This window comes from Acinetobacter venetianus RAG-1 = CIP 110063, assembly GCF_000368585.1.
Taxonomy (GTDB): domain Bacteria; phylum Pseudomonadota; class Gammaproteobacteria; order Pseudomonadales; family Moraxellaceae; genus Acinetobacter; species Acinetobacter venetianus.
Genome location: NZ_KB849559.1, coordinates 1 through 24,542, shown reverse-complemented (window position 1 = coordinate 24,542; position 24,542 = coordinate 1). Strand labels below are relative to the sequence as shown.

Here is a 24,542-nt window from a genome sequence, read left to right as displayed (position 1 = left end):
CTAACTCACAGCATCATGAAAAATAATCCCCAAACTATAACGCTCGCCTTGCAAAACAGTGCTGACACCATGCTTCATATTCACACGATGATAACCACGAGTTCCTTGTTCAGGTTTAAACTGCGTGGTGAAAATCAGAATGTCACCTTGATTGGGTTGTAACACCATTGCTTTAGACTGAGCACGAGGATTTTGCTGCGTTATTACAAACTCACCACCAATGAAATCCTCATTTTGCTGATTTAAAACAATCACCAATTGCAGTGGGAAATACACATCACCATAAATATCTTGATGTAAGGTATTAAAACCCTCTTGCTGATATTTCAATATCAGTGCCGTTGCTTTGGTTTGTTGATGTTGCTGACATTGTTTCAACAACTCTTCATGTGCTTTTGGAAATGGATCACCTAAACCGAGGACATCAAACCACGCATTTGCGACAGGAACTAAAAAAGAATAAATTTCACTTCGGATCTGTTGGATTAAATCTGGCAAAGGATAATTAAAATATTTGTACTCACCTAAGCCAAATCGATAACGCTGCATATTGACAGTTTTACGATATAACGATTCATCTACATACGCATTTCGAAGTGTTTGGCATTGTTGTGCTGAAAGTACATTTTGAATCGTTGCAAAACCGTGCTGATGTAGTTGATCACTGATCTGACTCCAATCAGCAGTCCTAATTTTTTCAATCACACTTTCGATCTGAGCAGATTCAAATTGTGGCATGTGCCTGAACCCCTTCCCAACCGATTAATGCGGTCTTACGTGTTGTTCCCCATTCATATCCTCCAAATACACCCGTAGACTGAATCACACGATGACAGGGAATCAAAAATGCCACAGGATTACGTCCAATTGCCGTGCCTACTGCACGCGCTGCTTTTGGATGATCAATTGCATGTGCTAACTCACCATAGGTCGAAAGTTGCCCCATAGGAATTTTGAGTAAGCTCTGCCAGACCTTGAGTTGAAACGGCGTACCTTTTAAATGCAGTTTAATTTCAGCAAATTGATCTTGATCTTTTTGAAACAGCGCAAGCGCATTTTGCTGAAAATAATCAGTTTGCTCATTAAAAGCCGCTTGAGGAAATTGAGCTTTTAACTGTGCTAATGCTTCACTTGCTCGATCTACAAATGTCAGTGCACAAATCCCTTTATCCGTAGAGGCAATCAGAACTTGCCCAAACAAGGTTTCTGCAAAATGATAATGAATAGTTAAGTTTTGCCCGCCATTTTTATATTCAGCAGGCGTCATGCCTTCAATTTGAATAAATAAATCATGTAATCGACTGGTGCTTGAAAGCCCTGTCTCAAATGTTGCATCCAAGATACTAGTTGTATCCTGTTTTAGAATCTTCTTGGCATATTCAATACTGATATATTGCAAAAACTTTTTCGGACTCGTGCCGACCCATTCAGTAAATAGCCTTTGAAAATGTGCTGGACTCAGATGCACATAAGCTGCCACATCGTCTAACTGCGGTTGCTGTTGAAAATTCTGTTGAATATAGTCAATTGCTTGAGCAATACGCTCGTAGTGTTGTTGCGAGGACATTTCACCACCTCTCATTATTTCTTATTTTACTGTATCAACTTTAGAATTCAGTGAAAATCCGAATCATGCTGAGTCTACATTTTGATTTTCGCGGTATTAAACCAATAAAAAAAGCTGCACTCTTTTGAGTACAGCTTCATGATTGAGAGCATCGACTCTCCATCAATTAATGCATGTAATGTTTATGTCCTTGATCACGTAGTTCAGCAATTTTTTTGGCTTGTTTTTTCGCCTCATCTAACTTGCCAGCTTGAACAAGTACTTTCGCTTTATCAATCTCAACAATAATTTGTTCAAACAAAGCAGGTGAGCTAGTGACTTTATCTGTGGTATTTGGAGCCAACTTATATTGTTTTGAATGAGCCGCTGCGCTACGCATATTATTTAATGCAGCTGTCGCAGCTTGTGGATTAGTTGCCTGATTAAAGGCCTTATAATTTTTACCTAAAGTTTTCATATCATCTTCTAACCCAGCAGCCATAACGGTGCTACTAAATGCAAAACATGACAACATAACGGCGGTGGCTAAAGTTTTTTTAATCATTAGGATATCCCTATCAAAACTGTGGCTATGATTGATTGAACATCATGATTTGAACTCAAATGGACGTTCAAATTTTAAATGCTCTATGCGTTGAGCATACATAAAAAATGCAACGATTTCGTTGCATTTTGATAAAAGAACGATTTAATTATTTTTGCAGCAAAGCATCATGAATTGCTTCAACCAGTTGTTGTGAAATCTCTTGTTTCGATGCTTTTTCTAACTCACGCTTTTCCATATGGTAAGACTGCGCAAAAAATACAGTCATCGCATTTTCATCAGATGCAAAACCGATATCTGGGCGAGACACGTCATTGCAAGCAATCATATCGAGTTTCTTGGCAACCAGTTTTCCAGCAGCATATTGCTCAACATTTTGTGTTTCAGCAGCAAAACCCACCATGAATGGACGTTCTTGCTGTTGCGCAATCGTTGCGACAATATCTGGATTCTTCACCAATGAAACTGCAAGCTCATCACCTGCTTTTTTGATTTTATGCTCAGCTACTTCGGCAACACGATAATCTGCTACAGCAGCTGTCGCAATGAAGATGTCACAACCTTGTTTGAGTTGATCCATACTCACATCAAGCATTTGCATTGCAGACTTCACATTGATTCGTTCTACACCATTTGGAGTATCCAAACTCACAGGCCCAGCAACTAAAGTGACTTTTGCACCCGCGGCATAACATGCTGCTGCCAAAGAAAAACCCATTTTCCCTGTACTGTGATTAGAAATATATCGAACAGGGTCAATTGCTTCACGCGTTGGACCAGCCGTAATGGTCACACGTTTACCCGCTAACAAACCAAATTTCTCTGCAATCGCACGTTGTGCTTTGTGGAAATAAGCAGCCACTTGACGCGCAATATCTTCAGGTTCAGGCATACGGCCTAAACCCACATCACCACAGGCTTGCTCACCTGCATCAGGCATGATGACATGCACACCATCCTCAACAAGTGTTTGTAAATTACGTTGTGTTGCTTTAGCTGCCCACATTTGCTGATTCATGGCAGGTGCAACCCACACAGGCGCTTTGGTCGCAAGATACAAGGTGCTTAATAAATCATCCGCCAAACCATTGGCAAATTTTGCAATCGTGTCACAGCTTGCAGGCGCAACTAAAATCAAATCAGCCCAACGCGCCAATTCAATATGCCCCATTCCCGCTTCAGCTTCAGGATCTAGCAATTCTGTATGTACAGGATTTCCAGAAAGTGCTTGGAAAGTTAAAGGCGTAATAAAAGCTTGTGCGCCATGTGTCATGACCACGCGGACATCAAAACCATAATCTTTTAGACGACGAACTAAAATGGCACTTTTATAGGCAGCAATACCACCTGTAACCGCTAATATAATGTTTTTATGGGGAATAACACTTAGATCAAAGCTCACAAACAGTTTACCTTTCTGTTGCAGTGGCGCTCACAATATCATTAAATACCCGCATACCCAAGCAGTGTGCTTGGAAAAATCATCACCATAAAAAAATTATGTGAATAAAAATGAATCAACAGATAAAACAATCCATCAAAGCATGGCCAGAACAAGAACGACCAAGAGAACGTTTACTGCTTCAAGGGGCACAGAGTTTGTCGGATGCAGAATTACTTGCGATCTTTCTTCGCTCAGGCTCCAAGCAACACTCCGCTGTCGAACTAGCGCGAATCCTTATTCAACATTTTGGTGGTCTCAACCCCATCTTTGATGCATCACTTGAAGAGTTATCACAATTTAATGGTATTGCTTCAACCAAGTATTCTCAACTCATGGCCGTCAAAGAACTTGGACGGCGATATCTCAACAATTATTTTCATCAACAACGCTTATGCCTGAATACATCAACATTAGTATTAGACTATTTACGTTATGAGCTGCAAGGTGAAAAGCAAGAGGTCTTCGCAGTCTTGTGTCTCGATGCAGAACTCCGAAAACTACATTTTAAAAAACTATTTTTTGGATCGCAGCACAGTTGTAGTGTTTCAATTAATCAAACCCTGCGTTATGTATTGCAACAACAAGCAAGTCAAATTGTGATTGCTCACAATCACCCCTATGGAATTGCACAACCATCACCTGAAGATATTTATCAGACCCAACAGCTTAAACAAGCCTGCAAGTTGCTCGAAATACACCTGATTGATCACTTTATAATTTCACCCGATTCGCATTTTTCCTTTTCTGAACAACAACTGCTCACACCTATGAAAATCAAGCAATCTGGTCTTGACAAAGCTCAAATCTGACCTGAACATCAACACATAAAATTAATGATTCAAAAAACATGATTGTCCGCGACCAGCCAAGTATTTTTAAAGTTCTATTTTCATGGCGCGGGACGATTTTACCCAAAATTTTGCCGTCTTTAGGCTTTGTCATGTTGATCTCTGCCATCATTGGTGGCGTTGAATATATCAATCTATTTCGCTTTCCAGAAATACCATTGGTTGGATTTACTTTAATTGGTGTCGTTCTTTCAATTTTTCTCGGCTTTAAAAATACAGCCTGCTATGAACGCTGGTGGGAAGCACGAAAATTGTGGGGAATTTTGATCGCGACAGCACGTCATTTTGACCGAGATTGCCGTATTCTCTCGCAAGGTCGACGTGAGCGTATTATTCAACATGTCATTGTTTTTGCAAATGTGTTGCGAGATCGTTTACGCCATCAAACTGTGAATCCAACCGAACTCACTGAAACCAGTGGCTTAAGCCAACAAGCACTGACTCAGCTTTATCAGCAACATAATGCGCCTCAATATACGCTGAGCTTGATTCAATGGGAGTTGCTGCAAGCACTTAAAGAAGGTGAAATCACAGATATCATTTATACGCAAATGAACCAGCACGTTGCGGCATTAAGTGAGATGCAAACAGGCTGTGACCGTATTGCCAATACACCTATTCCTTTTGCATATTCAGTTTTGCTGAATCGCACCGTTTACTTCTTTTGTGTGATGTTACCATTCAGTTTAGGTTCTCTACTCGGTTTAGTGACACCTCTCTTAGTTGGTATTTTAGCTTATACATTCTTAGGCTTAGATGCACTCAGCACTGAAATTGAAGAACCTTTTGGGACGCAGAGTAATGACTTACCTTTAGACGCAATGGTTCGTTCAATTGAAATTGAATTATTGGGTACATTAGGTCGCCCGACACCACCACCAATTCAAGCACAAGATCATAATTTGTTGTAAATTATAATTTTTTCACTTATATTGACGAAAAATTAGAATAATCTGTCTATTTAAATGAAAATATTATCTAAATTTACTCGTCTTCCTTTTATTCCTGAGATCAACAAACCCTCCTTTATAATCAATCTCCTGCTTATTATTTGTATTATATCTTTCTTTTATGTAATCATCTTCGGTAAAAAAACTCCAATAATTATCTTTACACTGATTATTCAACAATTCATCTTAATTTATGCGCCGCGCAAGATGATAGCCAAAGATTTATTTTTTAGAAATTTTATTGAATTTCGTGGTGAAATTATTCAATGCTTTCTTTCTGAACAATACAATTACACGGCGGAAATACAAATCGTTAGCCAAGAAAAAATTCATCAAGATTTATCAGACAATTTTTTAATACTTACACCGAATGAAACAAAAAAACATTTATATCAACGACTACGTACTCATCAACGTCAGGTACAAAAATTTTCATTAGATGATTTTATAGAACAGCCTGTTATCTTTCGCTCTTTTCAGCATAGTGCATTTATTTTTGATCTAGGTATCACACTGACAGATCAATTAGCTCGTGAAGTTACTTTCTTCTTTTATCATCTTGAATACTTTAATCAACAAGGTAAAAAGCAAACTTTAAAATATAAAAGAATTGACCAGGTGAAACATCATATTAATTTTAAAGATAGAAGTCATATCATAAAACTCATTTTCCATAAGACTGAATTTACATTTATATGTGACAAAATACAGTTTAAGAGACTTCGCCAATTCCTATATTCATCTGATATTTCCTTTCTATAGAGGGTAAGTTTATGAAAAAATACCTTATTAAAAGAAAAGAAATTCTTTCACGTTTGAGTTATATACAAGGGAATAAAAAATATTATTTATTTTCCTGGCTATTCTTCTCCTGTTTTATTGTGATTTTTCCAATTCTGATTCGAGTATTTGATTATCTGATACAACAAAAATCACTGCCATCGCTTTGGTCAGATCACAATATGTATTTTCAAATTTTCACTTTTCTTGTGATATATAGCGCTCTATTTTTACTACAACCTCGACTTTTAGAGTCTGTTCTACCTTTTTTCATTGCAAAATGGGGAATAAATTCTGAGCTTTCACAAGATTTAGCCCAATCCCATTATGTAACAGATACAGCCCAGCTTTTAAAAATTGAAAATATTGCAGCGACTCGTTTAGTTCCTACACATCAACAGCTTTATTTACGTTTAGAACAACAGCAAATGGAAGCATGGTTTACAGTTTATACAGGGCTACTTTGGGCAACACCACATTTGTATCTGGATTTAAAATTAACTGAACATTGCATAGGGCAAAAATTAGAAATTTGTTATTTACCTCAATCTAAAATAATTATCCAACTCTTTGCACAACGAAGTCTCCAACAAGACTTAGCTTATAGCAGAATACTAAAGCGTTTAATACAACCTTTAACGTCAGAAAAACTTGATCACATTCCATCAAAACAACAATATGCACTATTAAGTTGTCAGCAAATTAAAGCTAAACCAGTACAAATATCTCAGAGAATATTCCAGCTTAATATTAAAACAATACATCAAGGCAATATAACGATTTGCAGTAATAAACCTCACTTTGATTTATTTTATCTAATCTTACAGCAACGTTATCGACTTCCAAACTTGACGCAAATTCAACAACGTCTTTCATTATCTTCAAAAGTAGTTGTTTTATATGATCTTCCAGCACAACTTCGTTATATGCGTTTAGTACTCTTTACCTTGTCAGGCCTATTGTTGCTTTTATTTTTTTTCAATATTTTTTCTGCCATTTGTATGATTCTTGCTATTTTTCTCTTTATCGCAGCACTACTCACTCCATTGGTTAAGTCCCCATACCACTTAAAAATCCTAAAAGATGAAGAATATTAGGAAAAACCATGAAACATCCATTGAATGCCCCATAAAACAATCAAGAATAAAACCACTATTAAGTAAAGTTCTCATTTTTTCATTAATTTGCTTATCTAAAACATTCCCAAATCCCTTTTTGCCCTTCTTTCACTCTTGGTGTTTGACCCAATTTAATCCAAGGCATATTGTCACCATGAAAATCACTACCAATCGAAACGGCGAGATCAAATTGCTCTATCATACGGTCTACCATTTGTCGTGTTGACGCAGGCTCTATACTTGGAGGTAACTCCACGGCATCCCCACCTAATGATGCAAATAACTCAATCAAATAACGAATGTTGGTCGCAGATAAATCATAACGTGTTGGATGCGCTAACACCGCAAGCCCTTGACTTGCATGGATCACCTCAATGGTTTCTTTAAGCCCAATACCCTCAAACTTTACAAACGCCTTTTTGCCTTCTTTCAAGAAACGATCAAATGCCTGTTGAGGACGACTGACAATATTTTTTTCCACCAGTGTTTTTGCAATGTGAGTCCGCGTTACTCGATCAGCATGTCCATCTACTTTAGCCACCACATCTGGATAAATATCAAAACCTATACATTTTTCTAATAGTCCACAAATCACTTTTGCACGTTCTGCACGAATCTTTTTTTGATTTTCTAACATCGCTTTGATCGGTGTCTCATCTTGCATATTAAGTGCAACAATATGCACACCATAACTTTTTTTAGTATTTGGGCGTGACCACTGACTTGATATTTCTACACCCGAAACGATTTTGATATCAGGTGTTTGAACCTGTTCAAGCACATAACGCTGAGCGCGTTCTAAGCCATCCATAGTATCGTGATCAGTAATCGCCAAAAGATCAATTTTTAGATCAACAGCTGCCTGCACCAATTGTTCTGGTGAAAACGTCCCATCAGAAATGAGGGTATGTGTATGTAAATCGACACCGAACATGGTTTGTATTATGCTATCTGACCTATTTCATCTCCGTACTGTAACATGAAAGCGTTGCTCGACTACCTTCCGCTGATTATCTTCTTTTATTTTTATAAAACCACTGACCCTAAAGATAGTCATCATCCACTATTAGAACTTGTCGGTAGTGCGGGAAATACGGATCAAAACCACATTCTAGTTGCAACCTGTGCATTGTTGATCTCAACTTTGGTGGTTTATGGCTGCCTATTCTTTTTCCAAAAGTTTAAATTGGAAAAAATGCAGTGGTTTATTGTCGTAATGTCGGTCGTTTTTGGTGGAATTACCTTAGTTTTCAGTGATGTTACCTATATCAAAATGAAAGCAGTCATTATCAATGTCGGTATCGGAATAGGTTTCTTAGTTACTCCTTTATTTAATAAAGAGCGAATGCCAATCATCCAAAAGTTATTAGGTTCATTGCTGGAACTCAGCCCACAAGGTTGGATGCGTTTAAACTGGGCCTGGTGTGGACAGTTCTTTTTGTTAGCTGCTTTACACTTCTTCTTTGGTTTCGTATTTATGCAGGGTAAATATTGGGGTGAATTCACAGCTTTCGGCGATATTATCGTTTCTATCAGTTACCTAGCTGTTATACTATTTTGCTTAAGAAAGTATTTTAAAACCACTGACTAGATCTTGAATCATTGAGCTACTGCTATGCCATATTTTGTGCTGACTTGTACTGATCATGAAGGTACTTTAGAGAAACGTTTAGCGACCCGTCCTCAACATGTAGACCGTCTGCAAAAATTAGATGATGAAGGTCGTTTAATTGCTGCTGGTGCACATCCTAAAGACCCAAATGACCCTCAGGCTGGCTTTCTCGGTAGTACAATTATTGTCGAATTCGATGATCGTACAGCTCTCGATGCTTGGATTGAGGAAGAGCCATTTTTAAAAGAAGGAATTTACTCACATATTGAAGTAAAACCTTTTAACAAAGCTTTTCCAAAAGGTTGATCTATGCAAATCGCAGTTAAAAGCTTATTTGCTTTATGTTTACTCAGTTCTGCAACATGGGCTGTCGAACCAACAGCACCCACCACAACACCAGTTGCATCAGTTAATACGACGCAACCCAAACCAAGTTCGACGACAGCTCCGATTATAAGCAACACCGTTGCTAAACCGTTAACTGCGGAGCAAATTGCTAAAGCGAAACAACAGCAAGAAACCAAAGTTAAAGCATTGATTCAAGATCAAAATAATCGTTTAAAGCAATTGGAACATGCCAATCTTGAAGCTCTGGCTCAGAATCAAGAATTACAGTTGAAAAATGATAATTTAACGGTTCAAGTTCAAGTTCTACAAAGTGAACGCAGTGCGCAAATGTTCTTATATGGCGCGATGACGATTGCAGTTGGTGTCATTCTTGGTTTCTTTATCGCAAGCTATGTTTATACCAAACGCCGTCGCCAGTGGTAAAACTCAATATTTTCATCTATGTCACATTCATCAAAACTACAAACAGCTGAACTCGATTGGGAACTCGTCGATGGTATTGAAGTTCCCATTTCAAAACAATTTGGCGATGTTTATTTTTCCAAAGATAACGGTTTACTTGAAACACGCCATGTCTTTCTAAATGGCAATGATCTCAGCGAACGTCTTTCCCAACTCAAAGATTTTGAATACTTCTGTGTAGGTGAAACAGGCTTTGGGACAGGCTTAAATATTCTGACCTTATGGCAGCTTTGGCAACAAATTCGCCCGGACAATCACAGCCATTTGCATGCGATCAGCGTTGAAAAGTTTCCGCTGAGTAAAGCAGACCTTATCCGAGCACTGAATGTTTGGCCAGAACTTAAACCTTTGGCTGACAAACTCATACAACAATATCCTTTGCCGATTGCGGGTTGTCATCGTCTGAGCTTTCCTGAAGAGCGGTTTAGCATTGATTTATGGCTTGGTGATGCACAAGATATTTTCCCAAGTATTCCCAAAACACAATCTGTAAATGCATGGTTTCTCGATGGTTTCGCCCCTTCTTGCAATCCAGATATGTGGCAAGAAAATGTACTCAATCATATTGTCCGCTTATCTGACTACGGCACTACTTTTGCCTCTTTTAGTGTTGCAGGTGTGCTCAAGCGTGGACTGAAACAACATGGGATTCAAATCAGTCGTCCGCGTGGTTTCGGGCATAAACGAGAAATGCTGAAAGCTATTTGGTTAGCACCAACCGAAACTGAAACCACCGATTCAAATGCAATTGGTAGTGATCAAATTTCGTTAGAGGAAATACCAAACAAAACCCAACGTAAGATCGCCATTATAGGCGCAGGAATCGCAGGTTTAACGACTGGATTGGCATTTGCTCAGCGTGGACATCAAGTGACTATCTACGAGCAAAATGAACCACTTTCAGGTGCATCAGGTAATCCGCTTGCGCTGCTCAATCCCAAACTATGTCCTATTGAACAAGCGCATGAACATCTTATGACACTGAGTTGGCAACAAGCTTTGAAATTTTATTCAAGTTTTAAAGCGTTTCGCTCGATTCAAGTTCATCAACTCGCTTTAAAAAATGCTGATGAATTGCTTGGTTTAGCGGAGCAATATCCAGAAGATGTATTATCAATACATGCAACAGATGAAATCACGCTGCAATCTGAGTTTCCAAGTTTAAACTTACACCATGCGGGCGCTGTTTCTCCACACCAGCTCCGAGATGAAATTTTAAAACATCCGAATATTCAGTTGGTGATTGCTCAAATTTCAGCTGTGAAAGAAATGAACTCACACACTGAGCTTTGGCAAGATCAACAGCTCATTGCAACAGCCGATGATGTGATTGTGTGTTGTGCCAAGCAAAGTGCTGAGCTTTTCGAAGATTATCCAGTATTAAAACCCATTCGAGGACAAGTCAGTTGGGTTGAAAATGTGGAACAGCCTTTAGCGTTAGATGAAGCCTATAGTTATGGCGGTTACTGTATGCAGCTCAATCCGTCTCAATTAATTTTAGGCGCATCATTTTATCCCAATCGAGATGATGCTGAAGTACTCGCTGAAGATCATGTGCACAACTACGAACTTATCCACAGTGTCTTTCCTGATTATGCAGAAAAACTTCCATCCGTAGAAAAATGGCAAGGACGAGCTTCTGTTCGTGCTCAGAGTCTGGACTATTTTCCACTCGTAGGAAAAATGAAAAATCATAAACAGACTTATACTTTTGCAGGCTTGGGATCAAAGGGTTTTTTATTCGCACCATTATGCAGTGAAGTATTAGCAGCATTAGTGCTTGGTGAGCTTTGCCCAATACCACAAACATTGCTAAACAAGTTAAGTCCAGAGAGATTTCAAAAGAAAGTGAAAGCGAAGAAACCGTATTATTCAGGCTAAATTGTTATTTTCATTTTTTACTATTTTCATACTTCTTGATTTGCCAAAATACAGATGTATTTTGGCAAATTCTAATGCTTAAGCGCCTTGCTCTAATGGCAAGCCAGCATCACGCGCAGCGCGTGTGCCTCCCATCAATACAACGTATTCACGAGAAGCATCAAAACTATCTAACAATTCCGCAGCACGTGGTGCTTTACTACCACCGCCACACAGAATATAAATCGGCTGATCCGCTGCAACTTGAGTCAAACTATCCGACGTAATCTCGGCAATTGGGCGATTCACCGCCCCTTTGACATGAGCCTCAGTGTAGGCTTTAGTATCGCGGACATCCCAAATGACTGCGCCTTCTGGGAACTCAAATGTTGTAATTTCTTGTTTACGGATCATTGCGCACTCCTTTGATGTAAACAACACTTGGCAAATGAAGAAAACCCCCTTAGCATCTCAAATATTCTTTCCCTTTGTAAAGGTCTAACCATGCCTTCTTTTGATATTGTTTCTGAATTAGAGTTATTTGAAGTCAATCATGCGGTACAAAACACGCAAAAAGAGATTGGCACACGCTTTGACTTCCGTGGACAAGACGTTTCGATCGAGTTAAATGAAAAAAATAAAGAAATCAAAATCTCAACTGAAAGTGACTTCCAATGTGAACAAGTCTATACCATGCTCGAAAATCATTTTTATAAGCGTAAAATTGATGTGCAAGCACTTGATCCACAAAAAGCGTCAGCTTCAGGCAAAAATGTTGTTCAAGTCATCAAACTTAAAGACGGTCTTGACTCAGATACTGCAAAAAAAATTAATAAAGCCATTAAAGAAAGTGGCATCAAAGCGCAATCTTCTATTCAAGGAGACAAAATCCGTGTCACAGATAAAAAGCGCGATACTTTACAGCAAGTCATGAACTTTTTACGTGAACAACAATTTGGTCTACCACTCCAATTCAATAATTTCAAAGACTAAGATTTAGGTTCGCTATGGCAAAAGATAACCGTCTTTACACGTTGGTTAAAACCACTTCTAAATTTCCAAAAGGCATTCGTAGCACACTTTGGAGCAAAGCTTTTGGACGTGTTGTTCCAATGGTTGGCACTGCAAATATTCGCTACTTAGAAGTGGATAAAGATCATGTCACTGTTCGTATTGAAAACCAACGCAATATGCAAAACCATATTAAAGGTGTTCATGCAGCGGCAATGGCTTTATTAGCTGAGACAGCAACAGGTTTTTTAACAGGTCTACATATTCCTGATGATCGTATCTTATTGATTAAATCATTACATGTAGACTACTTAAAAGTTGCACAAGGCGGTTTGACGGCTACAGCAACATTATCAGCAGATCAACAAAAGTTTATTGCTGATAATGAAAAAGGCGAGTTATTGATCCCAGTCACTGTGATTGATGATTCAGCGAATGAACCAATTCACTGTCAAATGCTTTGGGCTTGGTTACCTAAACGAAAAAAATCATAACTGATCTAAACTACAGTTAGGTCGTTATTATGCTCAAGATACAGAATCATTTTGTATCTTGAGTTGATACCATGAAAAAAATACTTGCTGTTCCAACAATTCTAAGCATTCTTACGCTAACGGCTTGTACTAACATGCCTTTATCACATAATTCAAATCAACAAAGCTCTTCCACGCGATCCAATAGCAATCTTGCAGAACAGAATAAAAAAATTGTGATTGATTTTTACGAAGGTGTTTTCTTAAAACATCAAGTTAAAATATATGCCGATCAATATATCGGTGATCAATATATTCAACACAATCCCAATGTACCTGATGGTAAAGCGCCTTTTGTGAATTTTTTTACTCAAAAGTTTCAAAATAACCCTCAAGCAAAAAACACGATCAAACGAGCAATTGCTGAGGGAAATTTAGTGGCGCTACATGTTCATTCAACAGAAAACGAACAAGATCGAGGTAGAGCAATTATTGACATTTTCAGAGTAGAAAATGGAAAAATTGTGGAACATTGGGATGTTATCCAAACGATTCCAGAAAAGAGCCAAAACGCCAATACGATGTTCTAATAAGTAGAATTTTAAAAGCTCAAACTGAATTGGGCTTTTATGAGAATGTTAGTCAAATAAAGTTTTCAATCATAGCAATCAATTGTTTGAGGTATTTGGCATCCACTTCATCAAACTGATTTAATTCACTACTATCAATATCAAGTACACCCAAGCATTCACCATTTTTCATGATCGGCAACACAATCTCTGAACGTGATGCGGAACTACATGCGATATGCCCAGGAAACTGATCTACATCAGGCACAATAATCACTTGCTGTTGCTGCCATGCACTACCACAAACACCACGCCCGATTGCTATACGGGTACAAGCAATCGGCCCTTGAAATGGGCCTAAGACCAACTCATTGTCTTTAACAAGATAAAAACCGATCCAAAACCAATCAAATTGCTGTTTTAAAGCAGCACAAATATTGGCTAAATTTGCGATTACATCAGTTTCATCTTCAATAATTGCCTGAATCTGAGGAATGATACTTTGATATTGCTCAGCTTTTTGACCTTGTTGCAAAATCAATTCTTCAGCCATTGAACCGTCTTCTCTAAAATATGATGGAAATATCAACGTAAATTCAACTAAGAACTCACGTCTTGATTATGATCTAACTTGACTGAGTGGCTAAAAAGGCCTGTCTAATTTCTTCACTGATTACGCGCTTATTCCCTTTTACATCAACTGCAACAAAGGTAAAAACACCTTCTGTGATACGAACTGGTTCTCGAGAGTTATCATGACTGATCCAAACTTCAATTTGAACCTGAACAGAAGTATTCCCTACTTTTAAAATTTTAGTATAAGAACTAATGACATTGCCCACTTTTACAGGAACCAAAAAGCTCATCTGATTAATAGCAATTGTTGCACAGCGACCTTTCGTTAAACGTTCAACGTGAATCGCACCCGCCAAATCCATCTGCGATACAATCCAACCACCAAATACATCACCACTCCAATTTGTATCAGCTGGCATCGCAATATTTTGAAGAGATAACGTCCCTTCTGGATGGTTCACACGTTCCGTCATTTTAATTTCCTTTGTGCTGTTGCAGCTGCTGATCTAACCATTGCTGTAATTCAGGTGTACGTAATGCACCACTTACTCGAGCCAATTCATTGGTTTTATTCATTAATACCAGAGTCGGAATACTGCGAACATTAAATGCAGCACTCAATCGAGGATTCGCCTCTGTATCAATTTTTGCAAAAATCACATATGGGTTTTGTTTTGCAACTTGATGGAAATGTGGAGCCATCATTTTACAAGGACCACACCATTCAGCCCATAAATCAATTAAAACAGGTAGATCAGTATTGCTAATAAAATGACTAAAATTTTGCTCGTTTAATTCAATCGGTTCATGTGGCAATAGCGGTTGATGACATTGTCCACAATTAGGATTTACGGCAAGTTTTTCTTCTGGCACACGATTTTTTGCACCACATGATGTACAGACAATAATCATTTACATCACTCCTATATGTTGATGTAAAAATTCTAATTGGGTTGTGACTGCTTTTTCAAACCAACTCCCATGATAAATATCGAAATGCTTCATATCCCACTCATGATAGCTCACAAAAGGAGCAATATTTGTAGCTGCCTCTCGACTTGAAGCAATTGGGATCAAAGAATCTTGTTTTGCAGCAATAAATAAGACAGGAATATTAATTTTTCTAACAAATTGAATCGGACGATAACGCATTAAATTAAAGAAAACACGTGCAGGGACTTCCCCACTCCAATAATAATCAGGATTTACAATAGAGTGATAACCATAATAGCTATCAGATGTAGGTAAAAAACAGAGTTTATACTGATCGACGACTGGGAGTGTTTTAGGCGCTAAGCCCATTTTGGACCCCATATAATCCTGACTTGAACGTTTCAAAGCTTCAGGATAACGTTGTAAGGGGTATAACTTTGCAGTTTCAGCACCATCTACATATGGCACTTGAACCATGACCGCCTGAATATTCTTTAAGTCGGTAGCTAAGCTCAATGCATAGCCACCACTCAATGAGGTTCCCCAAAGAATAATACGTCGACTATCAATTAATTTACAATTTGATGCATACTGGACAATTGTTTTCCAATCATCTAATTGAGAGCTTAAAGACACTAATTCACGTGGTTTACCAGTGCTCCCCCCCCAATAACGATAATCAAATAAGATCACAGCATAACCCGCATGAGCAAACCTTTGTGCATATTGAATGAGCTTAAACTGACGTAATCCAGCAAACCCATGAGCCATAACTATTACAGCTGGCTTTATAGTCGTTTTCGGAAGGTAAAAGTCAGCAGCAATCGTTTCATCACCACTAGGAACATACAAAGGCTCGACTGTATAGGTTTGCATGCGCGCTCCGTTGCGTTATCTTTTTGCTTATCATCGTTTATTTACTATAGACATTTAAACTCAAGATTAAGCTTAATGCTATGATAGAGCATAAAATGTTTTGTTTATTTTTGGAGTGACAAGATGTCAGAGAATGTTGGTTTTGCAGGTCAAATTGGTCCAGAACATGTAGAACAAGTTGTAGAAAAAGGCTTTAAATCTATTATCAATAACCGTCCAGACATGGAAGGTGGTTCAGAACAACCAACAAGTGCTCAAATTGAAGAATCTGCTCGTGGGGCTGGTCTAGATTATGTTTATCAGCCGGTTGTTGCTGGACAAATTACTGAACTCGATGTCCGCACATTTGCAAACCACTATAATGAATTGCCAAAACCAATCCTTATGTTCTGTCGTACTGGCAACCGTTCGAATAATTTATATCAGTTAGCCAAACAGATGGATTTACTGGATGATTAATAAGATTATGATCTAAAATAAAAAAACGGCTCGAAAGCCGTTTTTTATTACTAGTAAAATCAGTTTACTACTTCACTTGGAACACAATATGAAGGAGTCTGTTGAGGTCTTTTCAAAGAGATTTCACTATCAAGCCATTGTCTAACAGGAATCACACTAATATTACAATTCGAATCAACTCTTAAAGTAAATACATGCCAATAATTTTTATTAATCATATTCACTGATTCGCCACTATTAGGGACAAATAGTTCCGAACCAGTAGGAGTATTTAATTCAACTCGAGTCGGTGAATCTGTTATTCCTGGATCATAAGTACCTGAATAGTTATGAACTACATAATAATAATCACCAACCATCAAACGTCGTATAGTTACAATCTCAGGGCCAAAGCTACTTGTATCATCCACATCTAAATAAGCATATGGTGCTGATGATAAACTACCTTTACTACCATAGTAAACTAATGAACCATTAGGAGCTAAAAGATGTGAGTCAATATCATTTGGTAATGAACCCCAAGTTAACTTCACCGTTACATTGTTTGATAAATTAGTCATTTCCAAACATGGTGACATAGCGTAACTATTAGCAGCTGTTGTTATCTTATTAGAATTACTAATCGACCTTCCTAATTGTCCAGCAACTACAGCTGTCGAGTTAGCTCGTGCAGAGATTGTGAACTCACCATTACTATTCGTTATCGCAGTTGAATAGCCAGAATAATCTACACCTTCTAATGAGATAGGCACATTTTGCAAACGATAACCATTTCCATCAGCCAGACAGCCCGTTACCTCTACAGTTTGATATACAGTAGCGGCACTGACTGCACCAAATTGACTAGTACTGCCAGTGTAATATTTTCCATCTGTAGATAAGGTCAAAATATTTGAACCATCTTTTACCCAATAGCCTTCTTCAACATCATATATATATAGCGGTGTTGTAGCAGGCAATGTTGTGCTTCTCGTAACAACTGGAATACTAACAGTAGCTACATTACCAGTTTTTAAAGTTACCTCATTATCTGCGCTATCTACGGCATTAATGATCATAGCTCCAAAACTTTCGATTAATTGTCTCTGTCCACTACTATCAACTGTTGTCAACTCACCAGGTAGTTGATGTATATCTAGTATAGAGTTAATTGGAGCAATTTTTATTGAAACATTCCCATTAATAGATTGACTATCGGTACGGGCTAAGCTATTAGCAAAAACATCAACTTTGGCGATGGAATTACTCAAGCTTACACTGGCATTTGTCGAAGGGCTAAAGCTACCAGCTAACTTTAATGGAAGTAATTGAATATTAATGTTACTTGGCTGTCCAGTAATCGTATTAACGACTATTGACTGTTGTGCAAATCCTTGACTATTTATGTTGAAAAGGACTTTTTCACTATTTGTAATATTACTTAGAGTTACATCACCATTAGCGCCTGTAGTCTTTGTTTCTGTACCAACTTGAATTTGGGTATTAGCTAAGACTGAACCAGTCTCACCATTAAAAACTCGCGCTATTACGGTACTATTTTCAGCGGATAGAGGAGTTATCCTAATAGTCTGTGTAGCAGTTGTTTGTCCTGCCCCTACAACAACATCAGCATTAGTCACTTGATAGCCATTTGCGGTTACAGTAGCAGAATGCGTTTTACCACTTTCTAATCTAAATGTAACAATACCTTGTTCATTTGCTATCATCTCTGACTCACCAATTTTAACAATGGCAGCTGGAATCGCAAAACCCGTGACATCTCGTATAGTAATAGTAACTGTTGCTATTTGTGCTACAACTGTACCATTATTTCCATTTTCCTTCCCATAATATCCATCCCCTCCACAGCTTGCCAATAAAACAGATACAGCAATTGCAGACAACTTTAATATAAGTTGTTTTTTATTCATGACCACTCCTTTATATCCCCATCTAATACCATTATGAAATTAATTTTTTTCATTATAAAAATGGCTTTTATGTAACCATACTATTAATTTTATGTAAACATTTTTTATCTTAATAAAATTAGCGCTAAAGTGAATCAAATCATTTTTCTATCAAAAAATGAGAATTTGATAAAATTTAAATAAAGGTCTTAAGAAGTTAGGTATTTTAACAAGTATGGTAACTCCCTTATACAAAACTAAAAATAGATACTATTCCCGTTCACAAGTTACAGAAGTAAATTTAGATAGGTCATTTGCTTTTTTTGCCTTGGATTTAACTGGCTCAAATACAGTTAAATTTACCCATATTTTGTACGGTTAATTAATACTGCTTATATCAAATTGAGTAAGAAATCCCTGCTCAATGCAAAAAAGTATTTCTTTTCAATGGCACTCGTTATACAAAACATTCCATTCATCAAAAGTAGAAATATATTTATATTAATAGGTTTCTTCTTTCTTTAATAAACATTAATAGATATTGAAAAATAAAAAGATAGTCAAAACTAGCAAGTACTAAATAAAGTTTTTAACTATTACTTTTTGAGTAAGTAAATTATTTACCACAAATTGGAAATAAAAATTAATTGGTAATATGCAATCATATAATTAAAATAAATATAGCAATAAAAAACACCCCCTCTGCATTAGCGGAGGGGGTGTTTTAGATTTAAAAGCTGGCGATGACTTACTCTCACATGGCAAGTGCCACACTACCATCAGCGCTAAGAGGTTTCACTTCTGAGTTCGGGAAGGGATCAGGTGGTTCACTCTTGCTATTGTCGCCAGCAAACTGTTTTGGCTTTCGGTGGTCTTACGTTTTGCCACTTAGTACCGAAAGAGTTATTAACGGATTAGTTAATTGGGTCTGTATTGTAACTAGTTTCTTCACTAAATCAAGTTATGTATTGAATTTATCTTGAATACAACAACTGTTTGGGTGTTGTATAGTCAAGCCTCACGAGCAATTAGTATTGGTCAGCTTCATACGTCACCGTACTTCCACACCCAACCTATCAACGTCCTAGTCTCGAACGGCTCTTTAGAGGAATAAATTCCTAGGGAAATCTTATCTTGAGGTAGGCTTCCCGCTTAGATGCTTTCAGCGGTTATCCCTTCCGAACATAGCTACCCGGCGATGCGACTGGCGTCACAACCGGTACACCAGAGGTTCGTCCACTCTGGTCCTCTCGTACTAGGAGCAGATCCTCTCAAATTTCCAGCGCCCACGGTAGATAGGGACCGAACTGTCTCACGACGTTCTAAACCCAGCTCGCGTACCTCTTTAAATGGCGAACAGCCATACCCTTGGGACCTGCTTCAGCCCCAGGATGAGATGAGCCGACATCGAGGTGCCAAACACCGCCGTCGATATGAACTCTTGGGCGGTATCAGCCTGTTATCCCCAGAGTACCTTTTATCCGTTGAGCGATGGCCCTTCCATACAGAACCACCGGATCACTAAGACCTACTTTCGTACCTGCTCGACTTGTGGGTCTCGCAGTTAAGCGCGCTTTTGCCTTTATACTCTACGCGTGATTTCCGACCACGCTGAGCGCACCTTCGTACTCCTCCGTTACTCTTTAGGAGGAGACCGCCCCAGTCAAACTACCCACCAGACATGGTCCTCGCCCCGGATTACGGGGCAGAGTTAGAACCTCAACATTACCAGGGTGGTATTTCAAGGACGGCTCCATTGGAACTAGCGTTCCAACTTCAAAGCCTCCCACCTATCCTACACAAGTAAGGTCAAAGTTCAATGTCAAGCTGCAGTAAAGGTTCACGGGGTCTTTCCGTCTAGCCGCGGGTACACTGCATCTTCACAGCGATTTCGATTTCACTGAGCCTCTGCTGGAGACAGCGCCGCCATCATTATGCCATTCGTGCAGGTCGGAACTTACCCGACAAGGAATTTCGCTACCTTAGGACCGTTATAGTTACGGCCGCCGTTTACTGGGGCTTCGATCAAGAGCTTCGCTTACGCTAACCCCATCAATTAACCTTCCAGCACCGGGCAGGCATCACACCCTATACGTCCACTTTCGTGTTTGCAGAGTGCTATGTTTTTAATAAACAGTTGCAGCGGCCTGGTTTCTGCGGCTGCCAACCGCTCAGGGAGCAAGTCCCATCACCGTCAGCAGCGTACCTTCTCCCGAAGTTACGGTACCATTTTGCCTAGTTCCTTCAGCAGAGTTCTCTCAAGCGCTTTGGTCTACTCGACCTGACCACCTGTGTCGGTTTCGGGTACGATTCCTGTGTAACTGAAGCTTAGAGACTTTTCCTGGAAGCATGGTATCAGCCACTTCACTGTACAAGTACAGCTTGCTATCGACTCTCAGCATAGAGCACCCCGGATTTGCCTAAGATGCATGCCTACTGTCTTCCACCTGGACAACCAACGCCAGGCTGACTTAACCTTCTCCGTCCTCTCATCGCATTACACAGAAGTATTGGAATATTAACCAATTTCCCATCGACTACGCCTCTCGGCCTCGCCTTAGGGGTCGACTCACCCAGCCCCGATTAACGTTGGACTGGAACCCTTGGTCTTTCAGCGAACGGGTTTTTCACCCGTTTTGTCGTTACTCACGTCAGCATTCGCACTTCTGATACCTCCAGCATACTTCTCAATACACCTTCATCGGCTTACAGAACGCTCCCCTACCACGTATACTAAGTATACATCCGCAGCTTCGGCACATAGTTTTAGCCCCGTTACATCTTCCGCGCAGGCCGACTCGACTAGTGAGCTATTACGCTTTCTTTAAAGGGTGGCTGCTTCTAAGCCAACCTCCTAGCTGTCTATGCCTTCCCACATCGTTTCCCACTTAACTATGATTTTGGGGCCTTAGCTGGCGGTCTGGATTGTTTTCCTCTTGACTACGGACGTTAGCACCCGCAGTCTGTCTCCCGGATAGTACTCATTGGTATTCGGAGTTTGCATCGGTTTGGTAAGTCGGGATGACCCCCTAGCCGAAACAGTGCTCTACCCCCAATGGTATTCGTCCGAGGCGCTACCTAAATAGCTTTCGGGGAGAACCAGCTATCACCAGGCTTGATTAGCCTTTCACCCCTATCCACAAGTCATCCCCTGGCTTTTCAACGACAGTGGGTTCGGTCCTCCAGTTAGTGTTACCCAACCTTCAACCTGCTCATGGATAGATCGCCTGGTTTCGGGTCTACACCCAGCAACTAAACGCCCTATTAAGACTCGATTTCTCTACGGCTCCCCTATTCGGTTAACCTCGCTACTGAATGTAAGTCGCTGACCCATTATACAAAAGGTACGCAGTCACACCACGAAGGTGCTCCCACTGCTTGTATGCATGCGGTTTCAGGATCTATTTCACTCCCCTCACAGGGGTTCTTTTCGCCTTTCCCTCACGGTACTGGTTCACTATCGGTCAGTCAGGAGTATTTAGCCTTGGAGGATGGTCCCCCCATATTCAGACAAGGTTTCACGTGCCTCGCCCTACTCGTCATCATTGTGTGTGCCCTTTCGTGTACGGGAATATCACCCTCTACGTTCGCACTTCCCAGAGCGTTCCACTAGAACACACACAACTTAATGGGCTGCTCCCCGTTCGCTCGCCGCTACTAAGGGAATCTCAATTGATTTCTTTTCCTAAGGGTACTGAGATGTTTCACTTCCCCTCGTTCGCTTCAATAACCTATGTATTCAGTTATTGATACCCGCCTTATAGCGGGTGGGTTCCCCCATTCAGAAATCTCCGGATCAAAGGATATTTGCCGCCTCCCCGGAGCTTTTCGCAGGCTATCACGTCTTTCATCGCCTCTGACTGCCAAGGCATCCACCACATGCACTTAATTACTTGACTATACAACCCCAAACAGTCGTTAACACATACAAGTGAGTGTTACCGTTGCAAACTTAATTGCTACTATTCGTTGTCTGTGAACTTAATCACCATACAGCTTCAATCTAAATTCATATACCAAAACGCTTGATTCAGTGTTTTTGCTAGTTCTCAATTTCATTCTTTCGAATGAATTGAGTGAACAATTTATTTCAGACTCAATTCTACTAATCTGTTAATGATTAACTACCACCTCGTCGGTGCGTAGTAAACTGTGATAAATCACAGAAGTTAATAAGCTTTCAACTTACTAAGTTCTGTAATCTTTAGCCCGTACTCCGTAAAGTACGTGGTGGAGACTAGGAGAGTCGAACTCCTGACCTCCTGCGTGCAAAGCAGGCGCTCTACCAACTAAGCTAAGTCCCCAGCTTACAATCATAATGAACGACATATCTTCTCATCTAGCAGCTTGTGATTATTTATCACTTCGTCAGTAGTGGTGGGTCTGACAAGACTTGAACTTGTGACCCCACGCTTATCAAGCGTGTGCTCTAACCAACTGAGCTACAGACCCTCAGATACATCTTCGAAGAACAACTTGTTGTGGATTCTTACCAGTCACCAATCTTTCGTTAAGGAGGTGATCCAGCCGCAGGTTCCCCTACGGCTACCTTGTTACGACTTCACCCCAGTCATCGGCCACACCGTGGTAAGCGTCCTCCTTGCGGTTAGACTACCTACTTCTGGTGCAACAAACTCCCATGGTGTGACGGGCGGTGTGTACAAGGCCCGGGAACGTATTCACCGCGGCATTCTGATCCGCGATTACTAGCGATTCCGACTTCATGGAGTCGAGTTGCAGACTCCAATCCGGACTACGATCGGCTTTTTGAGATTAGCATCCTATCGCTAGGTAGCAACCCTTTGTACCGACCATTGTAGCACGTGTGTAGCCCTGGCCGTAAGGGCCATGATGACTTGACGTCGTCCCCGCCTTCCTCCAGTTTGTCACTGGCAGTATCCTTAAAGTTCCCATCCGAAATGCTGGCAAGTAAGGAAAAGGGTTGCGCTCGTTGCGGGACTTAACCCAACATCTCACGACACGAGCTGACGACAGCCATGCAGCACCTGTATCTAGATTCCCGAAGGCACCAATCCATCTCTGGAAAGTTTCTAGTATGTCAAGGCCAGGTAAGGTTCTTCGCGTTGCATCGAATTAAACCACATGCTCCACCGCTTGTGCGGGCCCCCGTCAATTCATTTGAGTTTTAGTCTTGCGACCGTACTCCCCAGGCGGTCTACTTATCGCGTTAGCTGCGCCACTAAAGCCTCAAAGGCCCCAACGGCTAGTAGACATCGTTTACGGCATGGACTACCAGGGTATCTAATCCTGTTTGCTCCCCATGCTTTCGTACCTCAGCGTCAGTATTAGGCCAGATGGCTGCCTTCGCCATCGGTATTCCTCCAGATCTCTACGCATTTCACCGCTACACCTGGAATTCTACCATCCTCTCCCATACTCTAGCCATCCAGTATCGAATGCAATTCCCAAGTTAAGCTCGGGGATTTCACATTTGACTTAAATGGCCGCCTACGCACGCTTTACGCCCAGTAAATCCGATTAACGCTCGCACCCTCTGTATTACCGCGGCTGCTGGCACAGAGTTAGCCGGTGCTTATTCTGCGAGTAACGTCCACTATCCAGTAGTATTAATACTAGTAGCCTCCTCCTCGCTTAAAGTGCTTTACAACCATAAGGCCTTCTTCACACACGCGGCATGGCTGGATCAGGGTTCCCCCCATTGTCCAATATTCCCCACTGCTGCCTCCCGTAGGAGTCTGGGCCGTGTCTCAGTCCCAGTGTGGCGGATCATCCTCTCAGACCCGCTACAGATCGTCGCCTTGGTAGGCCTTTACCCCACCAACTAGCTAATCCGACTTAGGCTCATCTATTAGCGCAAGGCCCGAAGGTCCCCTGCTTTCTCCCGTAGGACGTATGCGGTATTAGCATTCCTTTCGGAATGTTGTCCCCCACTAATAGGCAGATTCCTAAGCATTACTCCCCCGTCCGCCGCTAGGTCCAGTAGCAAGCTACCTTTCCCCGCTCGACTTGCATGTGTTAAGCCTGCCGCCAGCGTTCAATCTGAGCCATGATCAAACTCTTCAGTTAAAATCATTTTGCACCTTAGTTAAGACAAGGTGCTAATTCTGGCTCATCAATTACTGACAAAAAATTTGCTCAAATAAACTTCGAGAAATTTCTACCAATTATCAATGATAATATATATCGATTGATCAACTAGTAAAAATCCACACAAGTTGTTCTTCTATTCTCTTAATGATCT

At 40.2% G+C, this 24,542-nt stretch carries 23 protein-coding genes, 2 tRNA genes and 3 rRNA genes; 12 read left to right on the top strand and 16 right to left on the bottom strand.

The window, feature by feature from the left end:
• From F959_RS14765 to coaBC, 4 genes are all read right to left on the bottom strand, one after another.
• Positions 1–738 (bottom strand): 2OG-Fe(II) oxygenase, encoded by a 738-nt coding sequence (locus F959_RS14765; protein ID WP_004881627.1) that lies wholly within the window; start codon positions 736–738, stop codon positions 1–3.
• The gene (locus tag F959_RS14760) at positions 725–1,567 is read right to left on the bottom strand and encodes a methylated-DNA--[protein]-cysteine S-methyltransferase (RefSeq protein ID WP_004881625.1); all 843 of its coding nucleotides are present in this window, start codon (positions 1,565–1,567) and stop codon (positions 725–727) included. Before F959_RS14760 ends, F959_RS14765 begins: the two co-directional genes overlap by 14 nt.
• Before the next feature lie 166 nt (positions 1,568–1,733).
• Positions 1,734–2,111: a cytochrome b562 gene (locus tag F959_RS14755; protein ID WP_004881623.1), complete on the bottom strand. Its 378-nt coding sequence runs from the start codon at positions 2,109–2,111 to the stop codon at positions 1,734–1,736.
• Positions 2,112–2,259: 148 nt separating this feature from the next.
• Positions 2,260–3,513, bottom strand: a complete 1,254-nt coding sequence (gene coaBC / locus F959_RS14750; RefSeq protein ID WP_004881621.1) for a bifunctional phosphopantothenoylcysteine decarboxylase/phosphopantothenate--cysteine ligase CoaBC — start codon at positions 3,511–3,513, stop codon at positions 2,260–2,262.
• 110 nt (positions 3,514–3,623) lie between these two features.
• Between coaBC and radC the strand changes: the two genes are divergently transcribed.
• The 4 genes from radC to F959_RS14730 are packed head-to-tail and all read left to right on the top strand — an operon-like array spanning position 3,624 to position 7,230.
• The gene (gene radC, locus F959_RS14745) at positions 3,624–4,364 is read left to right on the top strand and encodes a RadC family protein (protein ID WP_004881619.1); all 741 of its coding nucleotides are present in this window, start codon (positions 3,624–3,626) and stop codon (positions 4,362–4,364) included.
• 38 nt (positions 4,365–4,402) lie between these two features.
• Positions 4,403–5,314, top strand: coding sequence for a bestrophin family protein (locus F959_RS14740; protein WP_004881618.1), 912 nt, complete (start codon positions 4,403–4,405; stop codon positions 5,312–5,314).
• A gap of 54 nt (positions 5,315–5,368) precedes the next feature.
• Positions 5,369–6,115: a hypothetical protein gene (locus tag F959_RS14735; protein WP_004881615.1), complete on the top strand. Its 747-nt coding sequence runs from the start codon at positions 5,369–5,371 to the stop codon at positions 6,113–6,115.
• A gap of 11 nt (positions 6,116–6,126) precedes the next feature.
• Positions 6,127–7,230, top strand: a complete 1,104-nt coding sequence (locus tag F959_RS14730) for a hypothetical protein (protein ID WP_004881614.1) — start codon at positions 6,127–6,129, stop codon at positions 7,228–7,230.
• Positions 7,231–7,321: 91 nt separating this feature from the next.
• Here F959_RS14730 and F959_RS14725 read toward each other — a convergent pair whose 3' ends face one another.
• Complete coding sequence (locus tag F959_RS14725; RefSeq protein WP_004881612.1) at positions 7,322–8,185, bottom strand: PHP domain-containing protein; 864 nt, start codon at positions 8,183–8,185, stop codon at positions 7,322–7,324.
• A gap of 45 nt (positions 8,186–8,230) precedes the next feature.
• Here F959_RS14725 and F959_RS14720 point away from each other — a divergent pair, with 45 nt between their 5' ends.
• The 4 genes from F959_RS14720 to mnmC are packed head-to-tail and all read left to right on the top strand — an operon-like array spanning position 8,231 to position 11,554.
• Positions 8,231–8,842 (top strand): inner membrane-spanning protein YciB, encoded by a 612-nt coding sequence (locus F959_RS14720; RefSeq protein ID WP_004881611.1) that lies wholly within the window; start codon positions 8,231–8,233, stop codon positions 8,840–8,842.
• A 24-nt stretch (positions 8,843–8,866) separates the two neighbouring features.
• Complete coding sequence (locus tag F959_RS14715) at positions 8,867–9,169, top strand: YciI family protein (protein WP_004881610.1); 303 nt, start codon at positions 8,867–8,869, stop codon at positions 9,167–9,169.
• Positions 9,170–9,172: 3 nt separating this feature from the next.
• The gene (locus F959_RS14710) at positions 9,173–9,634 is read left to right on the top strand and encodes an SH3 domain-containing protein (RefSeq protein ID WP_004881607.1); all 462 of its coding nucleotides are present in this window, start codon (positions 9,173–9,175) and stop codon (positions 9,632–9,634) included.
• 18 nt (positions 9,635–9,652) lie between these two features.
• Positions 9,653–11,554, top strand: coding sequence for a bifunctional tRNA (5-methylaminomethyl-2-thiouridine)(34)-methyltransferase MnmC2/FAD-dependent 5-carboxymethylaminomethyl-2-thiouridine(34) oxidoreductase MnmC1 (gene mnmC / locus F959_RS14705; RefSeq protein WP_004881604.1), 1,902 nt, complete (start codon positions 9,653–9,655; stop codon positions 11,552–11,554).
• A gap of 78 nt (positions 11,555–11,632) precedes the next feature.
• Here the strand turns inward: mnmC and F959_RS14700 are convergent, their stop codons facing one another.
• Positions 11,633–11,947 (bottom strand): rhodanese-like domain-containing protein, encoded by a 315-nt coding sequence (locus F959_RS14700; RefSeq protein WP_004881603.1) that lies wholly within the window; start codon positions 11,945–11,947, stop codon positions 11,633–11,635.
• A gap of 90 nt (positions 11,948–12,037) precedes the next feature.
• Here F959_RS14700 and F959_RS14695 point away from each other — a divergent pair, with 90 nt between their 5' ends.
• The 3 genes from F959_RS14695 to F959_RS14685 all read left to right on the top strand — a co-directional run bounded on the left by F959_RS14695 (position 12,038) and on the right by F959_RS14685 (position 13,607).
• Positions 12,038–12,526 (top strand): YajQ family cyclic di-GMP-binding protein, encoded by a 489-nt coding sequence (locus F959_RS14695; protein ID WP_004881601.1) that lies wholly within the window; start codon positions 12,038–12,040, stop codon positions 12,524–12,526.
• Positions 12,527–12,540: 14 nt separating this feature from the next.
• Positions 12,541–13,038 carry a DUF4442 domain-containing protein gene (locus tag F959_RS14690; RefSeq protein ID WP_004881600.1) on the top strand — a complete coding sequence of 166 codons (498 nt, stop codon included), beginning with the start codon at positions 12,541–12,543 and terminating at the stop codon, positions 13,036–13,038.
• Positions 13,039–13,109: 71 nt separating this feature from the next.
• Positions 13,110–13,607: a nuclear transport factor 2 family protein gene (locus F959_RS14685; RefSeq protein ID WP_004881598.1), complete on the top strand. Its 498-nt coding sequence runs from the start codon at positions 13,110–13,112 to the stop codon at positions 13,605–13,607.
• Positions 13,608–13,659: 52 nt separating this feature from the next.
• Here the strand turns inward: F959_RS14685 and F959_RS14680 are convergent, their stop codons facing one another.
• From F959_RS14680 to F959_RS14665, 4 genes are all read right to left on the bottom strand, one after another.
• Entirely contained in the window at positions 13,660–14,139 is a 480-nt protein-coding gene (locus F959_RS14680) for a GAF domain-containing protein (protein ID WP_004881596.1), read from the bottom strand.
• Positions 14,140–14,212: 73 nt separating this feature from the next.
• On the bottom strand, positions 14,213–14,635 hold the full coding sequence (locus F959_RS14675) for an acyl-CoA thioesterase (protein WP_004881593.1): 423 nt from the start codon (positions 14,633–14,635) through the stop codon (positions 14,213–14,215).
• 1 nt (position 14,636) lies between these two features.
• Positions 14,637–15,074: a thioredoxin TrxC gene (gene trxC, locus F959_RS14670; protein WP_004881592.1), complete on the bottom strand. Its 438-nt coding sequence runs from the start codon at positions 15,072–15,074 to the stop codon at positions 14,637–14,639.
• Positions 15,075–15,971, bottom strand: coding sequence for an alpha/beta hydrolase (locus F959_RS14665; protein ID WP_004881591.1), 897 nt, complete (start codon positions 15,969–15,971; stop codon positions 15,075–15,077).
• A gap of 123 nt (positions 15,972–16,094) precedes the next feature.
• On the opposite strand from F959_RS14665, the gene F959_RS14660 reads away from it, so the two are divergent.
• Positions 16,095–16,430, top strand: a complete 336-nt coding sequence (locus F959_RS14660) for a protein tyrosine phosphatase family protein (protein WP_004881589.1) — start codon at positions 16,095–16,097, stop codon at positions 16,428–16,430.
• A gap of 59 nt (positions 16,431–16,489) precedes the next feature.
• Here F959_RS14660 and F959_RS14655 read toward each other — a convergent pair whose 3' ends face one another.
• The 6 genes from F959_RS14655 to F959_RS14630 form a co-directional block, all read right to left on the bottom strand.
• A complete protein-coding gene (locus tag F959_RS14655; protein ID WP_004881588.1) occupies positions 16,490–18,340 on the bottom strand; it encodes a YfaP family protein in 1,851 nt (616 codons plus the stop codon).
• A gap of 714 nt (positions 18,341–19,054) precedes the next feature.
• Positions 19,055–19,169, bottom strand: a 5S ribosomal RNA gene (rrf, locus tag F959_RS14650).
• A gap of 157 nt (positions 19,170–19,326) precedes the next feature.
• Positions 19,327–22,218 (bottom strand): 23S ribosomal RNA (locus F959_RS14645).
• A 329-nt stretch (positions 22,219–22,547) separates the two neighbouring features.
• A tRNA-Ala gene (locus F959_RS14640) sits at positions 22,548–22,623 on the bottom strand.
• A gap of 71 nt (positions 22,624–22,694) precedes the next feature.
• Positions 22,695–22,771 (bottom strand) — tRNA-Ile (locus F959_RS14635).
• A gap of 59 nt (positions 22,772–22,830) precedes the next feature.
• Positions 22,831–24,367 (bottom strand): 16S ribosomal RNA (locus tag F959_RS14630).
• The 16S, 23S and 5S rRNA genes sit together here with 2 tRNA genes alongside, the layout of an rRNA operon.
• Positions 24,368–24,542: the final 175 nt, after the last annotated feature.